This is a genomic window from Aminobacter carboxidus (assembly GCF_014863355.1).
Classification (GTDB): domain Bacteria; phylum Pseudomonadota; class Alphaproteobacteria; order Rhizobiales; family Rhizobiaceae; genus Aminobacter; species Aminobacter carboxidus.
This window is the reverse complement of the sequence record NZ_JACZEP010000001.1, coordinates 1,591,782-1,607,409: the sequence shown is the minus strand read 5'-3', so window position 1 is coordinate 1,607,409 and position 15,628 is coordinate 1,591,782. Positions and strand designations below refer to the sequence as shown.

Genomic DNA, 15,628 nt, shown 5'->3' with positions numbered 1-15,628 from the left:
GCGAATGGGCCTATGCCAGGCCATACGCCTCATCGAACGAACGCGCCAAAGCCATTCACCACTGGGCAGCAAACTACAACCTAACGCGCCCACACTCTGCACTCGGCGGCATCAGCCCGTTCCAAAGACTGAACAACCTTCTTGGAAACGACAGCTAAGACGGCTTACTCCGTCTTGGCCTGCTGCCACAGCGCTTCCATCTCGTCGAGCGTTGCCGCTTCCAGGCTGTGGCCGGCGCCATCAAGCGCCTTTTCGACATAGTGGAAGCGTCGGCGGAATTTGTCGTTGGTGCCGCCCAGCGCTGCCTCGGAGTCGAGCTCCAGGTGCCGGCCGAGATTGACCAGCGCAAACAGCATGTCGCCGAACTCGTCCTTGACCGCGGCCTTGTCGCCCTTGGCCATGGCCTCGCGCAATTCGCCGATCTCTTCTTCGATCTTGTCGAGGATGGGTGCCGCTTCGCCCCAGTCGAAGCCGACGCGGGCGGCCTTTTCCTGCAGTTTCAGCGCGCGCGTCAGCGCCGGTAGTGCTACCGGCACGCTGTCGAGAAAACCCTTGCCATGATCTTCGGGATCGACCCCGCGGGCGATGCGCGCGGCGCGTTTTTCCGCTTTCTCCTCGGCCTTGATCTTTTCCCACATGCCCTTGGCCGAGCGCGCCTCGCGCGCCTTGGCATCGCCGAAGACATGGGGGTGGCGGCGGATCATCTTGGTGGTGATGCCTTGCACCACATCGCCGAAGACAAACTCGCCAGCCTCTTCTGCCATCTGGGCGTGATAGACGACCTGTAGCAGCAGGTCGCCGAGCTCTTCCTTGAGATGATCAATGTCGTTGCGCGCGATCGCGTCTGCAACCTCATAAGCCTCTTCGATGGTGTAGGGCGCGATCGTTGCGAAATTCTGCTCGATGTCCCAGGGGCAGCCGGTTTCCGGCTCACGCAGGGCGGCCATGATCTCGATCAGGCGGGAGATGTCTTTGGAAGGTTGCATGACCGCGATGCTATAGCCCGCCAGGCCCGGACCCAACAGGGGCTTCGCCGGCGAGGCCCTTGTCCACATCTTGTTTCCTGCGCCGAAGCGGTCCGTTCTGGCCGCTCCCTATGCCAACTGCTACGCTTTGGCTATTGACCGGCTTTTCGCGCGCAGGCAGGAAATCCCGATGCTGCATCTATCTCTCGTTGCACTCGGCGGTGCCATTGGCGCCGCGCTGCGCCACCTTGCCAACCTGCTGGCGCTGCGCCTTGTAGGGCCGAATTTTCCCTGGGGTACGCTGGCGATCAATGTCCTGGGGTCGCTCGCCATGGGCGTGTTCGTCGGGCTTTTGGCGCGTCGGTTCGGCGGCTCGAACGAACTCAGGCTGTTTGTCGCCACGGGCATCCTCGGCGGCTTCACCACCTTTTCGGCATTTTCACTCGATTTCGCCACCTTGTGGGAGCGTGGATCGACATTTCCGGCGCTCGGATATGCGTTTGCCAGCGTCATATCAGCCATTCTGGCGCTGTTTCTGGGAATGTGGCTCGCAAGAAGCATCGGCTGATGCTATTGGGCCGCTTCGCAAAGGACGATTAAAATATGGCTGGCGTTGAACAGATCACGGTGGAAGCCGGCGAAACGGGCATGAGGCTCGACCGCTGGTTCAAGTCCCATTTTCCGGGGCTCGGCTTCGGTCACCTGCAAAAACTGCTGCGCTCGGGCCAGATCCGGGTCGATGGCGGTCGCGTCAAGGCCGACACGCGCGTCGAGCCTGGCCAGGTCATTCGCATCCCGCCGCTCGAAGTCGACAAGAAGAATGACGGCCCGCTGACCGCCCGCACCATGCGCGACCAGGACGATGGCGATGTGCTGGCCAAGATGCTGATCTATGAAGACTCCAAGGTCTTTGTCTTCAACAAACCGGCCGGCCTTGCCGTTCAGGGCGGTTCGGGCATCGTGCGCCATCTCGACGACATGCTCGAAGCCTGGCGCAACAAGAAAGGCGAGAAGCCGCGCCTGGTGCACCGGCTCGACCGCGACACCTCGGGCGTGCTGGTTGTGGCGCGTACGCGTCTTGCGGCGATGAAGCTCGCCGAAGCCTTCCGTGCCCGCGAAACCAAAAAAACCTACTGGGCTCTGGTCAAGGGCGCGCCGCCAAAGCGCGAAGACAAGATCTCGACCTGGCTGATCAAGGAACAGACTCCGGACGGCGACCGCATGCGTGTCGCCAAGCACGGTGAAAAGGGTGCCGACCACGCGGTTTCCTATTATCGTGTCCTGGAACAGGCGGCCCAGACCATGACCTGGCTGGAGATGGAGCCCTATACCGGCCGTACCCACCAGCTGCGCGTACATGCGGCCTATATCGGCTGCCCGATTATCGGCGATCCCAAATATTTCGAGCACGACACCAACTGGGAATTCCCGGGCGGCCTGCAGAACAAGCTGCATCTGCATGCCCGCCGCATCGTCATTCCCCATCCCGATCACGGCGTCATCGACGTCACCGCGCCAATGCCGCCGCATATGCGCCAGAGCTGGAACCTGATCGGCTTCGACGATGAAAGCGGGGAACCGGCGTGACGGCTGCGGGCAACGCCTCCGCAGCTCCGAAGCTCGTTCTTTTCGATTGCGACGGCACGCTGGTCGACAGCGCCGACATCATTCACGCCTCGATGGTGGCGACGTTCCGAGAAGCCGGACTGCTGGAGCCCGACACGGCTGCGACCAAGGGCATCATCGGGCTTACGCTCGACATTGCGATTGCGACACTGCTGAAGCGCGCCCCGGACGCCGAAAGCTCAAGGCTTGCAGAACGTTACAAGGAACATTTCATTGCATCGCGACACCTGCCGAGCTTTCGAGAGCCGCTCTATGACGGCATCGCCGAGCTGATCGAGGCACTCGGACGCCGCGATGACGTGCTGATCGGCATGGTCACCGGCAAGTCGCGCCGCGGCGTGGAGCGGGTGCTGGAGACCCACGGTTTCGGCAGGCATTTCGTGACCATTCGCACTGCAGACGACTGCCCGTCCAAGCCGCACCCGGCGATGGTGCTGGAATGCTGCGCCGAGATGGGCATCGACCCGGCATCGACCTTCGTCATCGGCGACGCCGTCTACGACATGCAGATGGCCCGCAATGCCGGTGCCCGAGCCATTGGTGTGGCCTGGGGCTACCACAACCGTGACGGCCTGTTTGCCACCGGCGCGCATGCCGTCATCGATACCCCTGGCGAACTGCTACACCTTATCGACTAGCTGGACCAAGTGGCGGCAGGCGTCGTGCGCTATGTTGCGACCCGCGCCGCGCGGCTGGAGTCTGGTCCGCTGCCGCCTGCCAGCCTGCCTCGCACCGCGGCATGGCCAGCCCTTGTCCATCAGCATCGCGCTCGATGAGCGTGGAGGTATTTATGACAGCCGTCACCCAGCCTTTGGAACGTCGCGACGCGATCGATACGGCAGCCGTCGTGTTCATGCTCATGCTGACGATGTCGTGGGGCATGAACGGCGTCGCCGCCAAGCTGGCGACGTCGGGTTACAACCCGATCTTCCTCAATGTCGCGCGCTCGGGCATCGCCGGCGTGCTGGTCTATCTCTGGTGCCTCTACCGCAGTGTTCCGCTGTTTACACGCGACGGCACCTTGTGGGCGGGGATCGTCGCCGGGCTTCTGTTCGGTGCGGAATTCATCCTCGTATTCGTCAGCCTCGAACACACGACGGTGGCGCGCAACTCGCTGCTGGTCAACACAATGCCGTTCTGGGTTCTGATCGGCGCGCATTTCTGGCTTGGCGAGCGCATGACACTGCAGAAGCTGTTCGGCCTGATCCTGGCTTTCGGCGGCGTCGCGGTGGTCTTTGCCGATAAGCTCAGCGCCATCGGCCCCTCGACGCTGGTAGGTGATCTTCTCGCACTGGTGGCCGGCCTGCTCTGGGCGCTGACCACGCTGGTGATCAAGGGTACCAGGCTGGCCAATGCCGGTGCCGAGAAGGTGCTGCTCTACCAGCTTGTCGTGTCGGCGCTCATGGCGGTTCCGCTCGTTTCGCTGGCTGGTCCGGCACTGCGCGATGTCTCGACGGTTGCCACCGGTGCCTTGCTGTTTCAGGCTGTTTATGTCGTCGCCTTCACTTATATTCTATGGTTCTGGCTGATGCGGCGCTATCCTGCGGCGGGCCTTTCCAGCTTTGCCTTCCTGTCGCCGGCATTCAGCGTGATATGCGGCTGGCTGGTGCTCGGCGAAGCTTTGACCTGGAACATTTTTCTGGCGCTCGGTCTGATCGCGACCGGGCTGATCATTGTAAATCGGCCATCGCGCAGGCGCGCGGCCGGAGCGGAGTAAAGATGCGAGAAATCCTGAGCGACCTCGAAACCAGCGACGGCCTGTCCGATCCCGATCCGATCCGCCGCGCGCAAAGCACGTTGCGCAAGCAGCTGCCCAAGCGCTTCTACCAAACGGCCGCCGTTGCCGCCGTCGATGATGGTCATGCGGTGCAACTCGACGGCAAGCCGGTACGCACGCCGGGCAGGGCGCTTCTTGCCTTGCCGACCGCGGCGGCGGCTCAATTGATTGCCGACGAGTTCGCGTCCCAGGTCGAGAACATCGATCCTTTCACCATGCCTGTACTGCGCCTGGTCAATACCGCGATCGACGGTGTCGCCACCGACCCGCAGGCGGTGCTCGAAGACATTTTGCGCTTTTCGTCCTCAGACCTTCTTTGCTACCGCGCCGATCAGCCCGAGCGCCTTGTCGAGCGGCAGGCCGAGGCGTGGGACCCGGTTATTGACTGGGCCCGGGCATCGCTTGGCGCGCATTTCGTGTTGGCTGAGGGCGTCATGCATGTCGAGCAGCCGCGCGCGGCAATTGCTGCCCTTGGCGTACACCTGTCGCAGCGCGCCGAGCCGATGCGGCTGGCGGCACTCCATCTGATGACCACGCTGACCGGCTCGGCACTTCTGGCACTGGCGGTCGAGATGGGCGAACTCGATGTCGAGGAAGCATGGGCCGCAGCCCATGTCGACGAGGATTGGCAGAGCGAGAATTGGGGTCAGGATTCGGAGGCCGTGGCCCGCCGCGCAAGCCGCAAGCGTGACATGCTCTCGGCGGTGGCGCTGCTTGAGGCGCTCGAGGCAGGCTGAGGTGCCCGGCAGTACGCGTCAGCCTGAGTCTTGGGCAGAATGTCAGCTATGCTGCCGTAGTTTGCCTGTTTTTTAAGCAATCACTTTTCCCGCCAACTGTCATCCCGTTGTGGAAGCTGGGATTCTCAAGTTGGCACGGGGCTTGCTTTCTCTCTTGTGACACTTCGGCCATCGCAAGGCCGGCAGGCACGACACTGAGAGGATAGCATGACGAAGTACAAGCTCGAGTACATCTGGCTGGATGGTTACACCCCGGCGGCCAATCTCCGCGGCAAGACCCAGATCAAGGAATTCGCGGAGTTCCCGAAGCTTGAGCAGCTTCCATTGTGGGGCTTTGATGGCAGCTCGACGCGCCAGGCCGAAGGCAAGAGCTCGGATTGCGTGCTGAAGCCCGTCGCCATCTATCCCGATCCGGCCCGCAAGAACGGCGTGCTGGTGATGTGTGAAGTGATGATGCCCGACGGTGTCACCCCGCATCCGTCTAACACCCGCGCCACCATCCTTGATGACGAGGGTGCCTGGTTCGGCTTCGAGCAGGAATACTTCTTCTACAAGGACGGCCGTCCGCTCGGCTTCCCGGAGGCCGGTTTCCCGGCACCGCAGGGCGAATACTACACCGGCGTCGGCTACAAGAACGTCGGCAGCATAGCCCGCCAGATCGTCGAAGAGCATCTCGACCTCTGCCTCGAGGCAGGCATCAACCACGAAGGCATCAATGCCGAAGTGGCCAAGGGCCAGTGGGAATTCCAGATTTTCGGCAAGGGCTCGAAGAAGGCCGCCGACGAGATGTGGCTCGCCCGCTACCTGCTTCAGCGCCTGACCGAGAAGTATGAGATCGACATCGAGTATCACTGCAAGCCGCTTGGCGACACCGACTGGAACGGCTCGGGCATGCACGCCAACTTCTCGACCGATTACATGCGCGACGTCGGCGGCAAGGCCTATTTCGAAGCGCTGATGGAAGCCTTCGGCGAGGCCCGCGAAGAGCACATCGCGGTCTACGGCCCCGACAACCATCTGCGCCTGACCGGCAAGCACGAGACGGCTTCGATCGACGTCTTCACCTGGGGTGTTGCCGACCGCGGCGCTTCGGTGCGCGTGCCGCACAGCTTCGTGCGCAACGACTATCGCGGTTATCTCGAAGATCGTCGCCCGAACTCGCAGGGCGACCCCTACCAGATCGCGTCACAGATCCTGAAGACCATCAACTCGGTGCCGACCAGCATCGAGACCAGGGTTGCTGCGTAAGCACTTCTGCATCAATGCCGAAGGCCCAGCGGGACCCCGCTGGGCCTTTTTGCTTTGGAGAATGGCAGCACAAGGATGCTGAGTTGAACAAAGGTCGGTGACTACGCCTCGGGCTGTTCGGCATCGCGCCGGCTTTTCAAGACAGCGTCTGCTTCCTGGAGCGTCGCAAAGGCGTATTCGAACTGATCTTCGGTGGTCTCGCCATACCAGATTTCTGGAACGATCCAGCGGAAACGCGTTTCGAGCAGATCGGCGAGCGCCTCGGTGTTGCCCATCCATTCCAGCATGTCGGCATAGCGGTTCATATTGCTGGGCGCTGGAAAGCGGGTGATGAGATCCTCAAAGCCCTGCTTCACCATCTCCGGATAGGCGCGAGGCGCTGTCCAAGGTAGAGGTTCGCTACAAGGTCACGTCTTCAACTGCCGACTCCGCAACAGTGAGGGCATGCTACGATTTCGAGGACGGGCCTGTCCTCAATCGTGAAATCTATCGCTTCGCAGACGGGCGCATCGCCGGCGCCACGCAAGTGCGTCTGGCCGACGGCTGCCGGGACTTCTGAGCGGGATTGCACGAGCAGCGTTGGGGGGACTGCCAGTGGCGAAAGAACCGGTTCTTATTGTCGCGACCAGCGGGGTCAGTGCCGTATCAGGCCGCGTAGCGCTTTAATGCAGCCACCTCGTCCGTGGCGGGCTTGTGGCCGCGCAGATAAAGGGCACATGTCGTGCGCAGCATCGAGGCGAAGTTGGGGATCTCGCCATTGATCTCAATCGCCTCGTCATAGAGCTTCGAGATGAATTTCGGCGTCGTCAGCTCCTGCGCGGCGGCGATCTCGTCGAGCAGGTCCCAGAACGTTGCCTCCAACTGGATACTGGTCGAATGCCCGGCAATCCGGATCGACCGGTTGATCTGGCGATAGCCCTTCGGATCCTGTCCGGCGAATACCTTGCACATATCAATCCTCCCGATGGCTTGCCCCGGCTGAAAGCACCGGTGCTGGCTCTTGAGCGCCATCATCGGCCCAACGGCACGCCATCGCAACCATGCATTCGTTTGCATTCGTCCCTGGGTAGCAAACTATGCCTAGGCAAGCGTGGTAACGGGCTGCCACCACTTGGGTCCGCGCCGATTCATAATCCTCCTGTTCCAACTGCCAGGAGGGCGAATGGCCAAGGCAATCCATTCCATGGTGCGTGTGCTCGATGAAGCGCGCTCGCTTTCGTTCTATCACACGGCTTTCGGTCTTGAGATCGCCGAAAGGCTCGATTTCGAGACCTTCACGCTGATCTACCTTAGCAACCCCGAGACCACGTTCGAGGTCGAACTGACTGTTAACAAGGGCAGGGCCGAGCCCTACGCCCTGGGCGATGGCTATGGCCATCTCGCCGTGTCGGTAGCCGATCTTTACGCCGAGCGCGCCCGTATGGTCGCTGCCGGGCTCAGCCCCAAGGACATCGTCGACTTTGCGCCGGGCGGCACCCCGCTCGCCCGCTTCTTCTTCATCGAGGATCCAGACGGCTACAAGATCGAGGTTTTGCAAAGGAGCGGCCGTTTCAAGTGACATGCCGCGGCGGAGGAGCGCCGCGCCAGCCAAGCGCTAAAGAGCGCATAGCAAGCAAGGGAGGAAATCATGGTGACGATCTACCAAGGCAGGGCCGGCCTGTCGCGGCGTGAACTGCTTAAGCGCGGCAGTGCCGCCGGCGCGCTGCTGATCATCAGCGGTACGGCGGTGCTCAGCACTGGCGAAGCCTGGGGGCTGGAAAGCACTGCGCTGAAACCCGAAACCGTGGCGACGCTTATCCAGTTGGCACGCGACATCTATCCGCACGACCAGGTACCGGACAGGTTCTACGCCATTGCAATCAAGAGCCATGACGAGTTGGCCGGGAAGGATCCGGCCCACAAGGAGCTGATCGAAAACGGCATCGCCGATCTCGACCGGAAGGCTGGTGCCGGCGGTTACACAGGCCTTGGCTGGGAGGACCAGCGCGTCTCCATTCTCCGGCAGATCGAGGACACGCCGTTTTTTCAGGCGATCCGCGGAGGCCTGGTCGTCGGGCTCTATAACCAGAAGGAGCTGTGGCCGATCTTCGGCTACGAGGGCGAATCCTACTCCAAGGGCGGATACATCGCGCGCGGCTTCGACGACATCGAGTGGCTCTGACCGGCCCCAGTCGCGAACGCAGCCTTTTCAGCATTCCCGGGAGGAAAAACATGCCTGCACCTTATGGTCTCAACGACGACAGCGTCGTCGTCATCATCGGCTCCGGCGCCGGTGGCGGTACGCTCGGCAACGAACTTGCCCAGAAGGGCATCGACGTCGTCATTCTCGAAGCCGGACCGCGCATCGAATATGACGACTTCATCAACGACGAATGGGATTCCTTCGGCCAGCTCGCCTGGCTGGACAACCGCACGACAGGTGGTGGCTGGCGCGTCCACAAGGACTTTCCCAATCTGCCGGCCTGGATCGTCAAGGCGGTCGGAGGCACGACCACCCACTGGGCCGGCGCGTCGCTGCGCTTTCAGGAGCATGAATTCAAGACGCTGACCAACTACGGCAAGGTCGAAGGCGCCAACCTGCTCGATTGGCCGCTCACGCTCACCGACCTTGAGCCTTACTATGCCAAGGCCGAAGACAAGATGGGCGTAACTCGGACCAACGACATCGAAGGCCTGCCCGGCAACAACAATTTCAAGGTATTCAAGGCCGGCGCCGACAAGCTCGGCTACAAGGAGTGCCATACCGGTCGGATGGCCATCAATTCGGCGGATCGCGACGGCCGCATGGGCTGCCAGCAGACCGGCTTCTGCTTTCAGGGCTGCAAATGGGGCGCCAAATGGTCGACGCTCTACACCGAGATTCCAAAGGGTGAGGCGACCGGCAAGCTGGAGGTCAGGCCTGGCAGCCATGTGCTCAAGATCGAGCATGATGACAGCGGCAAGGTGACCAACGTCGTTTATGCCGACAAAGACGGCAAGATGCAGAGCCAGAAGGCCCGCATCGTCTGTGTCGCCGGCAATTCCATCGAAAGCCCGCGGCTGCTGCTCAACTCGGCGTCGGCCAAATTTCCGGATGGCCTTGCCAACTCGTCAGGGCAGGTCGGCAGGAACTATATGCGCCATACCACCGGCTCGGTCTATGCGATCTTCGACAAGCCGGTGCATTTCTGGCGCGGCACCACCATGGCTGGCATCGTCCGTGACGAGGCCAGGCACGATCCGTCGCGCGGCTTCGTCGGCGGCTACGAACTCGAAACCCTGGCGCTCGGGCTGCCGTTCATGGCGGCGTTCCTCGATCCCGGCGGCTGGGGCCGCTCGTTCACGACGGCACTCGACCACTACGACAAGATGGCCGGGATGTGGATCGTCGGCGAGGACATGCCGCAGGAGCAGAATGCGGTGAAACTGCATGGCGAGATCAAGGACAAATACGGCATGCCGATCCCCGACGTCTGGTTCACCGACCATCCAAACGACGTCGCCATGCGCAACCATGCCTACAAGCAGGGCATGGCGATGTACGACGCCGTCGGCGCAACCAGGACCTTCCCGACGCCGCCTTATCCGTCGACCCACAATCTTGGCACCAACCGCATGAGCGAAAAGGCATCTGACGGCGTGGTCAACAAATGGGGCCAGACGCACGACATCAAGAACCTGTTCGTCTCCGACGGCAGCCAGTTCACCACGGGTGCGGCTGAGAACCCGACGCTGACCATCGTGACGCTGGCCATCCGCCAGGCCGACTACATCGCCGAGCAGATGAGCGCGAAGAGCATCTGATCGTTTGGCGACGCATCCTCCGCGGCAGGTCGCGACTTTGTCGATCGCAGCCACGCCAAACAAAAAAGCCCCGGATCGCTCCGGGGCTTTTTTACTTTATATTCCGTCTCTTACACTGAGTAGTACATGTCGTATTCGACCGGGTGCGGGGTCATATCGTAGCGCATGACCTCGGCCATCTTGAGCTCGATGTACGAGTCGATCTGGTCGTCGTCGAAGACGCCGCCGGCCTTGAGGAAGCCGCGGTCCTTGTCGAGGCTCTGGAGCGCTTCGCGCAGCGAGCCGCAAACGGTCGGGATCTTCTTCAGTTCCTTGGCCGGCAGGTCGTACAGATCCTTGTCCATCGGCTGGCCAGGGTGGATCTTGTTCTTGATGCCGTCGAGGCCGGCCATCAGCAGGGCCGCGAATGCGAGGTAGGGGTTCGCGCCCGGATCGGGGAAGCGGACTTCGACGCGCTTGGACTTCGGCGAGTTGCCGAACGGGATGCGGCAGGAAGCCGAGCGGTTACGCGCGGAATAGGCGAGCAGCACCGGGGCTTCATAACCGGGGACCAGGCGCTTGTAGGAGTTGGTCAGCGGGTTGGTGAAGGCGTTGATCGCCTTGGCGTGCTTGATGACGCCGCCGATGAAATAGAGGCAGCTTTCCGACAGGCCGGCATATTCGTTGCCGGCGAAGGTCGGCTTGCCGCCCTTCCAGATCGACAGGTGGACGTGCATGCCCGAGCCGTTGTCGCCGAAGATCGGCTTCGGCATGAAGGTGGCCGTCTTGCCATAGGCGTTGGCGACCTGATGCACGACATACTTGTAGATCAGCATCTTGTCGGCGTTGCGGACCAGCGTGTCGAACTTGACGCCGAGCTCGTGCTGGGCGGCCGCGACTTCGTGGTGGTGCTTTTCGACGCGAACGCCCATTTCGGTCAGCACGGTCAGCATCTCGGAGCGCATGTCCTGGCAGCTGTCGATCGGCGGGACCGGGAAATAACCGCCCTTGACGCGCGGACGGTGGCCGAGGTTGCCGGTCTCATAGTCGGTGTCGTCGTTCGACGGCAGTTCGGTCGAGTCGAGCTTGAAGCCTGTATTGTAGGGGTCGGCCTTGTACTTGACGTCGTCGAAGACAAAGAATTCGGCTTCCGGACCGACATAGACGGTGTCGCCGATGCCTTCGGCCTTGAGGTAGGCTTCGGCCTTCTTGGCGATGCCGCGTGGATCGCGGTTGTAGGCTTCACCCGAAACCGGATCGAGAATGTCGCACAGGATGACCATGGTCGACTGGGCGAAGAACGGGTCCATGTGGACCGTGTCCAGGTCGGGCATCAGGACCATGTCGGATTCGTTGATCGCCTTCCAACCGGCGATCGACGAGCCGTCGAACATGACGCCGTCGGCGAACATCTCTTCTTCGACTTCAGCGATGTCCATGGTGACGTGCTGGAGCTTGCCCTTGGGGTCGGTGAAGCGCAGGTCAACGAACTTAACGTCGTTGTCCTTGATCTGCTTCAGTACGTCTTTGGCTGTCGTCATGTGGGGTTTTCCTGTCTTGATGACGTTGAAACGAGAATTTTTCGCGAGGTCAGATGGCGTCGACGCCGGTCTCGCCGGTGCGGATGCGAACGACTTCCTCGATGTTGGAGACAAAAATCTTGCCGTCGCCGATGCGGCCGGTCTGGGCCGCCTTGCGGATCGCCTCGATGGCCGCCTCGACCGATTCGTCGCCGAGAACGACCTCGATCTTCACCTTGGGCAGGAAGTCGACAACATATTCGGCACCGCGATAGAGCTCGGTGTGGCCCTTCTGGCGGCCGAAACCCTTGGCTTCGGTGACGGTGATGCCCTGCAGGCCGGCTTCCTGGAGCGCTTCCTTCACTTCGTCGAGCTTGAACGGCTTGATGATCGCTTCGATTTTTTTCATGCGGATATGGCCTCCACTGCCGTAACTCAGGGGTGATGCACCCACTCGCGCAACTTCAAGCACGAAGCGTGCCAAGTCGAGTGGGTACGGCAACTTTGTTCGGTTTGCCCTGAAGGCAGCCGAAGACGTGGGCGATTGGAGCCGATTTTGACCGTCCGGTCGAGATGCGCACAAAAATTCATCGTTTTGCCGCCGGCCGGCATGCACAAAAATTCAGCAACATGCCTATGATTTGTACGTGACTGAAAGGTGGCACCACCGTTTGGGCGTAGCGCCTGCGGCGTGCTAACTCGCTTGTCAGGATTCATCCGGGAACACCGCCATGGCGTTTGAACTGCTGACCCCTGATGAGATGGCCGAGGCCGATCGGCTGGCCATCGCTGCCGGGCCGGTGGACGGCATCGGCCTGATGCGATGGGCCGGAGGGGCTGTCGCTGCTCTCGTGCTCAAGCGGTTTCCGGCTGTGCGAACCGTTCATGTCCTGTGCGGCCCAGGCAACAATGGCGGCGACGGTTATGTTGTGGCACGCCTGCTGGCCGAAACCGGTGTTGCCGTCAGGCTTGTCGCGACCGGCGCGCCGCGCAAGGGCAGCGATGCGGCGCTGGCCGCTGCCGAATGCGCCATCGCTGTGGAGCCATTGGCCGCCTTCGCGCCCGAAACAGGTTCGATCGTCGTGGACGCGCTTTATGGCGCCGGGCTGTCGAGGCCGCTCGACGGCGACGTCGTGCAGGCGATAACGCGAACCGCGGCAGCTGGCGTGCCGGTCGTCGCCGTCGATCTGCCTTCCGGCGTGTCGGGTGTCTCCGGCGAGGTGCTGGGCAATGCCTTCGCGGCGACGCTGACAGTGACCTTTGCCCGCAAGAAGCCCGGCCATCTGCTCTATCCCGGCCGGGCGCTGTGCGGCGAAACCATCGTCGCCGACATCGGCGTATCGGATGCGACCGTTGCCGCCACCGCCGCGCGTAGTTTCGAAAACGACCCATCCTGGTGGCGGCCGCATTTTCCGTCGCCGGCAAAAGATGCCCACAAATACAGCCGCGGCCATGTCGGCGTCTTCTCCGGCGGCCCGTCGGCCACGGGTGCTGCGCGACTGTCGGCGATGGCGGCGGCCCGGGCAGGGGCGGGCGCAGTGACGGTGTTGTCGCCGGGTGCCTCACTCGTTGCCAATGCGGCGCACCTGACCTCGATCATCCTCAGGCGTTCCGACACGCTTCAGGATGCCTTGGCCTTCTTCGATGCGCGCAAGCCCGAGGTGCTGGTCTACGGGCCCGGCCTTGGCGCCGAGCCCGAGGTCGGGCGGTTCGCGCTCGAACTGATGTCGGTCGCCGAGGGTCGCTTCGGCGCGCTGGTGCTTGACGCCGACGGCATCAGCTCGCTGTCGCACCGGCGCGCCGCGTTCTTCGAAGTGCGAAAGCGGGGGCAGCCGGCGCTGGTGCTGACACCGCATCATGGCGAGTTCGGACGCCTGTTTCCCGAGATCGCCGCCAACGGTTCGCTGTCCAAGCTCGAGCGAGCGCGGGCGGCGGCGAGGCGCGCGCAGGCAATCATCATCTACAAGGGCCCTGACACCGTGATTGCCGCGCCTGACGGGCGTGCGGCAATCAACACCAACGGCACCCCGCTGCTGGCGACCGCCGGGTCGGGCGATGTGCTGTCGGGTATCGTTGCCGCCCTTCTGGCGCAGCGGATGCCGGCATTCGAAGCAGCCTGTGCTGCGGTGTGGATGCACGCCGAGGCGGCAAGACGCTTCGGGCCCGGGCTGATCGCCGAGGACCTGCCGCTGGCGCTGAGGGAGGTGGTGGCGGGGTTGAGTGGGTGAGGGCGCGCTTTCTCCGGCGGATTGGTGACAGAATTGCTGACAAGTGGGCGTTAGGTGTCGTGCCCTTTGCCGTTGCGATCTTCCCACCCCCTCTGGGCGGCAGGCCTGAGGGGGGCGGAATGATGCGGGCCTAAAATTCGGAACCCGTATCAGTCGCGGCTGCTATGAAAGACGAAGTGCTTGGAAAACCTCTCCACGTCCGGCCACGCGCACCGCAAGGTGGCAGACGCAGAGAGCTGAGAGGAAGCACTTACGCGTTGGTACCGCCGTCGATGGTGAGGGCGGCGCCGGTGACGAAGCGGCCTTGCGGGCCGGCGAGCCATGTCACAAGGCCGGCGATGTCGTTTGGCGAGCCGAATTGCGGGATCGCCATCAGGCTGCGCTGGTAGTCGGCGACGTCACCCTCGGCGGGGTTCATGTCGGTTTCGGTCGAGCCGGGATGGACGACGTTGACGGTGATGCCGCGCGGGCCGAGGTCGCGCGCCAGCCCCTTGGTCAGGCCGACGAGCGCCGCCTTGCTGGCCGAATACAGCGCTATGCCCTCGAAAGGCACACGGTCGGCCAGGTTGCTGCCGATCGAGATGATCCGGCCGCCTTCATGCATAACGCCGGCCGCCGCCTTGGAGGCGATGAAGGGCGCACGGAAATTGACCGCCATGGTTTCGTCGAGCTGTTCGAGCGTCACCGTGTCGATGGTTCCGGCGTGCCAGATGCCGGCACTGTTGACCAGGATGTCGAGGCGCCCGAACGCCGCGATGGTGGCGGCAACGGCCGCCTCGACGGCTGCGGCATCTGCATTGTCGGCCTGGATCGCCAAGCCACGCCGTCCAAGGGCTTCGACCTGCCCGACGACGGCTTCGGCCTTTTCCGCAGAGCGGACATAGGTCAGGGCGACGTCGGCGCCTGATGTGGCGAGCTGGATCGCAATGGCAGCACCAATGCCACGGCTACCGCCGGTCACCAGGGCGACCTTGCCGGCCAGTTCCAGTCCGGACAATTTGAGCCCGGAGAGTTCTTTCGTAACGCTTGGGGAGGACATGATTTGTCTTTCTGTATTGAACGATACAAAAGAGATGGCAGTCTTGCCTGCATGCGTCAAGGGTATTATGTATCGATCATAACAGAAAGGTTTCAGATGTCTCAGAAGGGTCGTCCGCGCAGCTTCGACCGCGATGCAGCCTTGCGGCAGGCGATGCGGGTGTTCTGGAAAAAGGGTTATGACGGCGCGTCGCTTTCGGACCTGACCGTGGCGATGGGCATCAACTCGCCCAGCCTCTATGCCGCCTTCGGCAGCAAGGAAGCGTTGTTTCGCGAGGCTGTCGATCTCTATGGCGCCACGGAAGGTTTCGAGATCTGGGGTGCTTTCGAGCGGCCCGGCAGCGCCAGGGATGCGATCGCCGATTTCCTGCGCGCGTCGGCACGCGCGTTCAGTGAACCGGGCGACCCCAAGGGCTGCCTGATTGTGCTGGGCGCGCTCAATGTCAGTGAGACCAATGTCGAGGTGTTCCGTGATCTCAGCGAGCGCCGCATGTCGAGCGCGCGCGACTTGGCCGGCCGGCTGAAACAGGCGGTGGCTGCGGGTGAACTGCCCGAGACAGTCGATTGCGACGCCATCGCGGCATTTTTCCTCGCCGTGCAGCAAGGCATGTCGGTGCAGGCCCGGGATGGCGCCTCGCGCGAGGCGCTGCTGGCTGTCGCCGATGGGGCGATGGCGGCCTGGGGCGCACTGACGGCAGGCTCCGAACGCAGCGTCGAAGCCTGACGT

18 protein-coding genes are annotated in these 15,628 nt (G+C 62.6%); 12 read left to right on the top strand and 6 right to left on the bottom strand.

Translation table 11 applies throughout. The annotated features are described in order from the left end of the window. Positions 1-158, top strand: a 158-nt coding sequence (locus tag IHE39_RS07630; RefSeq protein ID WP_192565996.1) for an integrase core domain-containing protein, incomplete at its 5' end; no start/stop codon positions are given. Between the two features lie 6 nt (positions 159-164). On the opposite strand, the gene mazG is transcribed toward IHE39_RS07630, so the two are convergent. Continuing rightward, positions 165-986, bottom strand: a complete 822-nt coding sequence (gene mazG / locus IHE39_RS07625) for a nucleoside triphosphate pyrophosphohydrolase (RefSeq protein ID WP_192565995.1) — start codon at positions 984-986, stop codon at positions 165-167. Positions 987-1,155: 169 nt separating this feature from the next. Between mazG and crcB the strand changes: the two genes are divergently transcribed. From crcB to IHE39_RS07595, 6 genes are all read left to right on the top strand, one after another. Further along, the gene (gene crcB / locus IHE39_RS07620) at positions 1,156-1,533 is read left to right on the top strand and encodes a fluoride efflux transporter CrcB (RefSeq protein WP_184767660.1); all 378 of its coding nucleotides are present in this window, start codon (positions 1,156-1,158) and stop codon (positions 1,531-1,533) included. A 35-nt stretch (positions 1,534-1,568) separates the two neighbouring features. Next, on the top strand, positions 1,569-2,552 hold the full coding sequence (locus IHE39_RS07615; protein WP_184767661.1) for an RluA family pseudouridine synthase: 984 nt from the start codon (positions 1,569-1,571) through the stop codon (positions 2,550-2,552). After that, complete coding sequence (locus tag IHE39_RS07610) at positions 2,549-3,229, top strand: HAD-IA family hydrolase (RefSeq protein ID WP_192565994.1); 681 nt, start codon at positions 2,549-2,551, stop codon at positions 3,227-3,229. The genes IHE39_RS07615 and IHE39_RS07610 overlap by 4 nt, the downstream gene beginning before the upstream one ends. A gap of 152 nt (positions 3,230-3,381) precedes the next feature. Continuing rightward, positions 3,382-4,308 carry a DMT family transporter gene (locus IHE39_RS07605; protein WP_192565993.1) on the top strand — a complete coding sequence of 309 codons (927 nt, stop codon included), beginning with the start codon at positions 3,382-3,384 and terminating at the stop codon, positions 4,306-4,308. A gap of 2 nt (positions 4,309-4,310) precedes the next feature. Then, on the top strand, positions 4,311-5,105 hold the full coding sequence (locus IHE39_RS07600) for an ATP12 family chaperone protein (RefSeq protein WP_184767664.1): 795 nt from the start codon (positions 4,311-4,313) through the stop codon (positions 5,103-5,105). A 207-nt stretch (positions 5,106-5,312) separates the two neighbouring features. Further along, complete coding sequence (locus IHE39_RS07595; protein WP_192565992.1) at positions 5,313-6,353, top strand: glutamine synthetase beta-grasp domain-containing protein; 1,041 nt, start codon at positions 5,313-5,315, stop codon at positions 6,351-6,353. A gap of 101 nt (positions 6,354-6,454) precedes the next feature. Here the strand turns inward: IHE39_RS07595 and IHE39_RS07590 are convergent, their stop codons facing one another. Next, positions 6,455-6,709: a hypothetical protein gene (locus tag IHE39_RS07590; protein WP_192565991.1), complete on the bottom strand. Its 255-nt coding sequence runs from the start codon at positions 6,707-6,709 to the stop codon at positions 6,455-6,457. 289 nt (positions 6,710-6,998) lie between these two features. Next, positions 6,999-7,304 (bottom strand): ribbon-helix-helix domain-containing protein, encoded by a 306-nt coding sequence (locus IHE39_RS07585; RefSeq protein WP_184767670.1) that lies wholly within the window; start codon positions 7,302-7,304, stop codon positions 6,999-7,001. A 211-nt stretch (positions 7,305-7,515) separates the two neighbouring features. Between IHE39_RS07585 and IHE39_RS07580 the strand changes: the two genes are divergently transcribed. The 3 genes from IHE39_RS07580 (at position 7,516) to IHE39_RS07570 (ending at position 10,136) form a co-directional block, all read left to right on the top strand. Continuing rightward, the gene (locus IHE39_RS07580) at positions 7,516-7,911 is read left to right on the top strand and encodes a VOC family protein (protein ID WP_184767671.1); all 396 of its coding nucleotides are present in this window, start codon (positions 7,516-7,518) and stop codon (positions 7,909-7,911) included. A 69-nt stretch (positions 7,912-7,980) separates the two neighbouring features. Continuing rightward, on the top strand, positions 7,981-8,514 hold the full coding sequence (locus IHE39_RS07575) for a gluconate 2-dehydrogenase subunit 3 family protein (RefSeq protein ID WP_184767672.1): 534 nt from the start codon (positions 7,981-7,983) through the stop codon (positions 8,512-8,514). A gap of 50 nt (positions 8,515-8,564) precedes the next feature. Then, on the top strand, positions 8,565-10,136 hold the full coding sequence (locus IHE39_RS07570) for a GMC family oxidoreductase (RefSeq protein ID WP_192565990.1): 1,572 nt from the start codon (positions 8,565-8,567) through the stop codon (positions 10,134-10,136). Positions 10,137-10,246: 110 nt separating this feature from the next. Here IHE39_RS07570 and glnA read toward each other — a convergent pair whose 3' ends face one another. Both glnA and IHE39_RS07560 read right to left on the bottom strand, forming a co-directional pair. Further along, positions 10,247-11,656, bottom strand: coding sequence for a type I glutamate--ammonia ligase (gene glnA, locus IHE39_RS07565; RefSeq protein WP_184767674.1), 1,410 nt, complete (start codon positions 11,654-11,656; stop codon positions 10,247-10,249). A gap of 49 nt (positions 11,657-11,705) precedes the next feature. Beyond that, the gene (locus IHE39_RS07560) at positions 11,706-12,044 is read right to left on the bottom strand and encodes a P-II family nitrogen regulator (protein WP_055976860.1); all 339 of its coding nucleotides are present in this window, start codon (positions 12,042-12,044) and stop codon (positions 11,706-11,708) included. Positions 12,045-12,366: 322 nt separating this feature from the next. Between IHE39_RS07560 and IHE39_RS07555 the strand changes: the two genes are divergently transcribed. Next, positions 12,367-13,863, top strand: coding sequence for an NAD(P)H-hydrate dehydratase (locus tag IHE39_RS07555; protein ID WP_192565989.1), 1,497 nt, complete (start codon positions 12,367-12,369; stop codon positions 13,861-13,863). 250 nt (positions 13,864-14,113) lie between these two features. Here the strand turns inward: IHE39_RS07555 and IHE39_RS07550 are convergent, their stop codons facing one another. Beyond that, the gene (locus IHE39_RS07550) at positions 14,114-14,860 is read right to left on the bottom strand and encodes an SDR family NAD(P)-dependent oxidoreductase (protein ID WP_192566082.1); all 747 of its coding nucleotides are present in this window, start codon (positions 14,858-14,860) and stop codon (positions 14,114-14,116) included. 138 nt (positions 14,861-14,998) lie between these two features. Here IHE39_RS07550 and IHE39_RS07545 point away from each other — a divergent pair, with 138 nt between their 5' ends. Continuing rightward, on the top strand, positions 14,999-15,625 hold the full coding sequence (locus IHE39_RS07545; protein WP_192565988.1) for a TetR/AcrR family transcriptional regulator: 627 nt from the start codon (positions 14,999-15,001) through the stop codon (positions 15,623-15,625). Positions 15,626-15,628 lie beyond the last annotated feature (3 nt).

Bases quoted from the DNA above. Each gene is read 5' to 3' on its own strand.
- mazG (WP_192565995.1), bottom strand. From the start codon at position 986: ATGCAACCTTCCAAAGACATCTCCCGCCTGATCGAGATCATGGCCGCC.
- crcB (WP_184767660.1), top strand. From the start codon at position 1,156: ATGCTGCATCTATCTCTCGTTGCACTCGGCGGTGCCATTGGCGCCGCG.
- IHE39_RS07615 (WP_184767661.1), top strand. From the start codon at position 1,569: ATGGCTGGCGTTGAACAGATCACGGTGGAAGCCGGCGAAACGGGCATG.
- IHE39_RS07605 (WP_192565993.1), top strand. From the start codon at position 3,382: ATGACAGCCGTCACCCAGCCTTTGGAACGTCGCGACGCGATCGATACG.
- IHE39_RS07600 (WP_184767664.1), top strand. From the start codon at position 4,311: ATGCGAGAAATCCTGAGCGACCTCGAAACCAGCGACGGCCTGTCCGAT.
- IHE39_RS07595 (WP_192565992.1), top strand. From the start codon at position 5,313: ATGACGAAGTACAAGCTCGAGTACATCTGGCTGGATGGTTACACCCCG.
- IHE39_RS07585 (WP_184767670.1), bottom strand. From the start codon at position 7,304: ATGTGCAAGGTATTCGCCGGACAGGATCCGAAGGGCTATCGCCAGATC.
- IHE39_RS07580 (WP_184767671.1), top strand. From the start codon at position 7,516: ATGGCCAAGGCAATCCATTCCATGGTGCGTGTGCTCGATGAAGCGCGC.
- IHE39_RS07575 (WP_184767672.1), top strand. From the start codon at position 7,981: ATGGTGACGATCTACCAAGGCAGGGCCGGCCTGTCGCGGCGTGAACTG.
- IHE39_RS07570 (WP_192565990.1), top strand. From the start codon at position 8,565: ATGCCTGCACCTTATGGTCTCAACGACGACAGCGTCGTCGTCATCATC.
- glnA (WP_184767674.1), bottom strand. From the start codon at position 11,656: ATGACGACAGCCAAAGACGTACTGAAGCAGATCAAGGACAACGACGTT.
- IHE39_RS07560 (WP_055976860.1), bottom strand. From the start codon at position 12,044: ATGAAAAAAATCGAAGCGATCATCAAGCCGTTCAAGCTCGACGAAGTG.
- IHE39_RS07555 (WP_192565989.1), top strand. From the start codon at position 12,367: ATGGCGTTTGAACTGCTGACCCCTGATGAGATGGCCGAGGCCGATCGG.
- IHE39_RS07545 (WP_192565988.1), top strand. From the start codon at position 14,999: ATGTCTCAGAAGGGTCGTCCGCGCAGCTTCGACCGCGATGCAGCCTTG.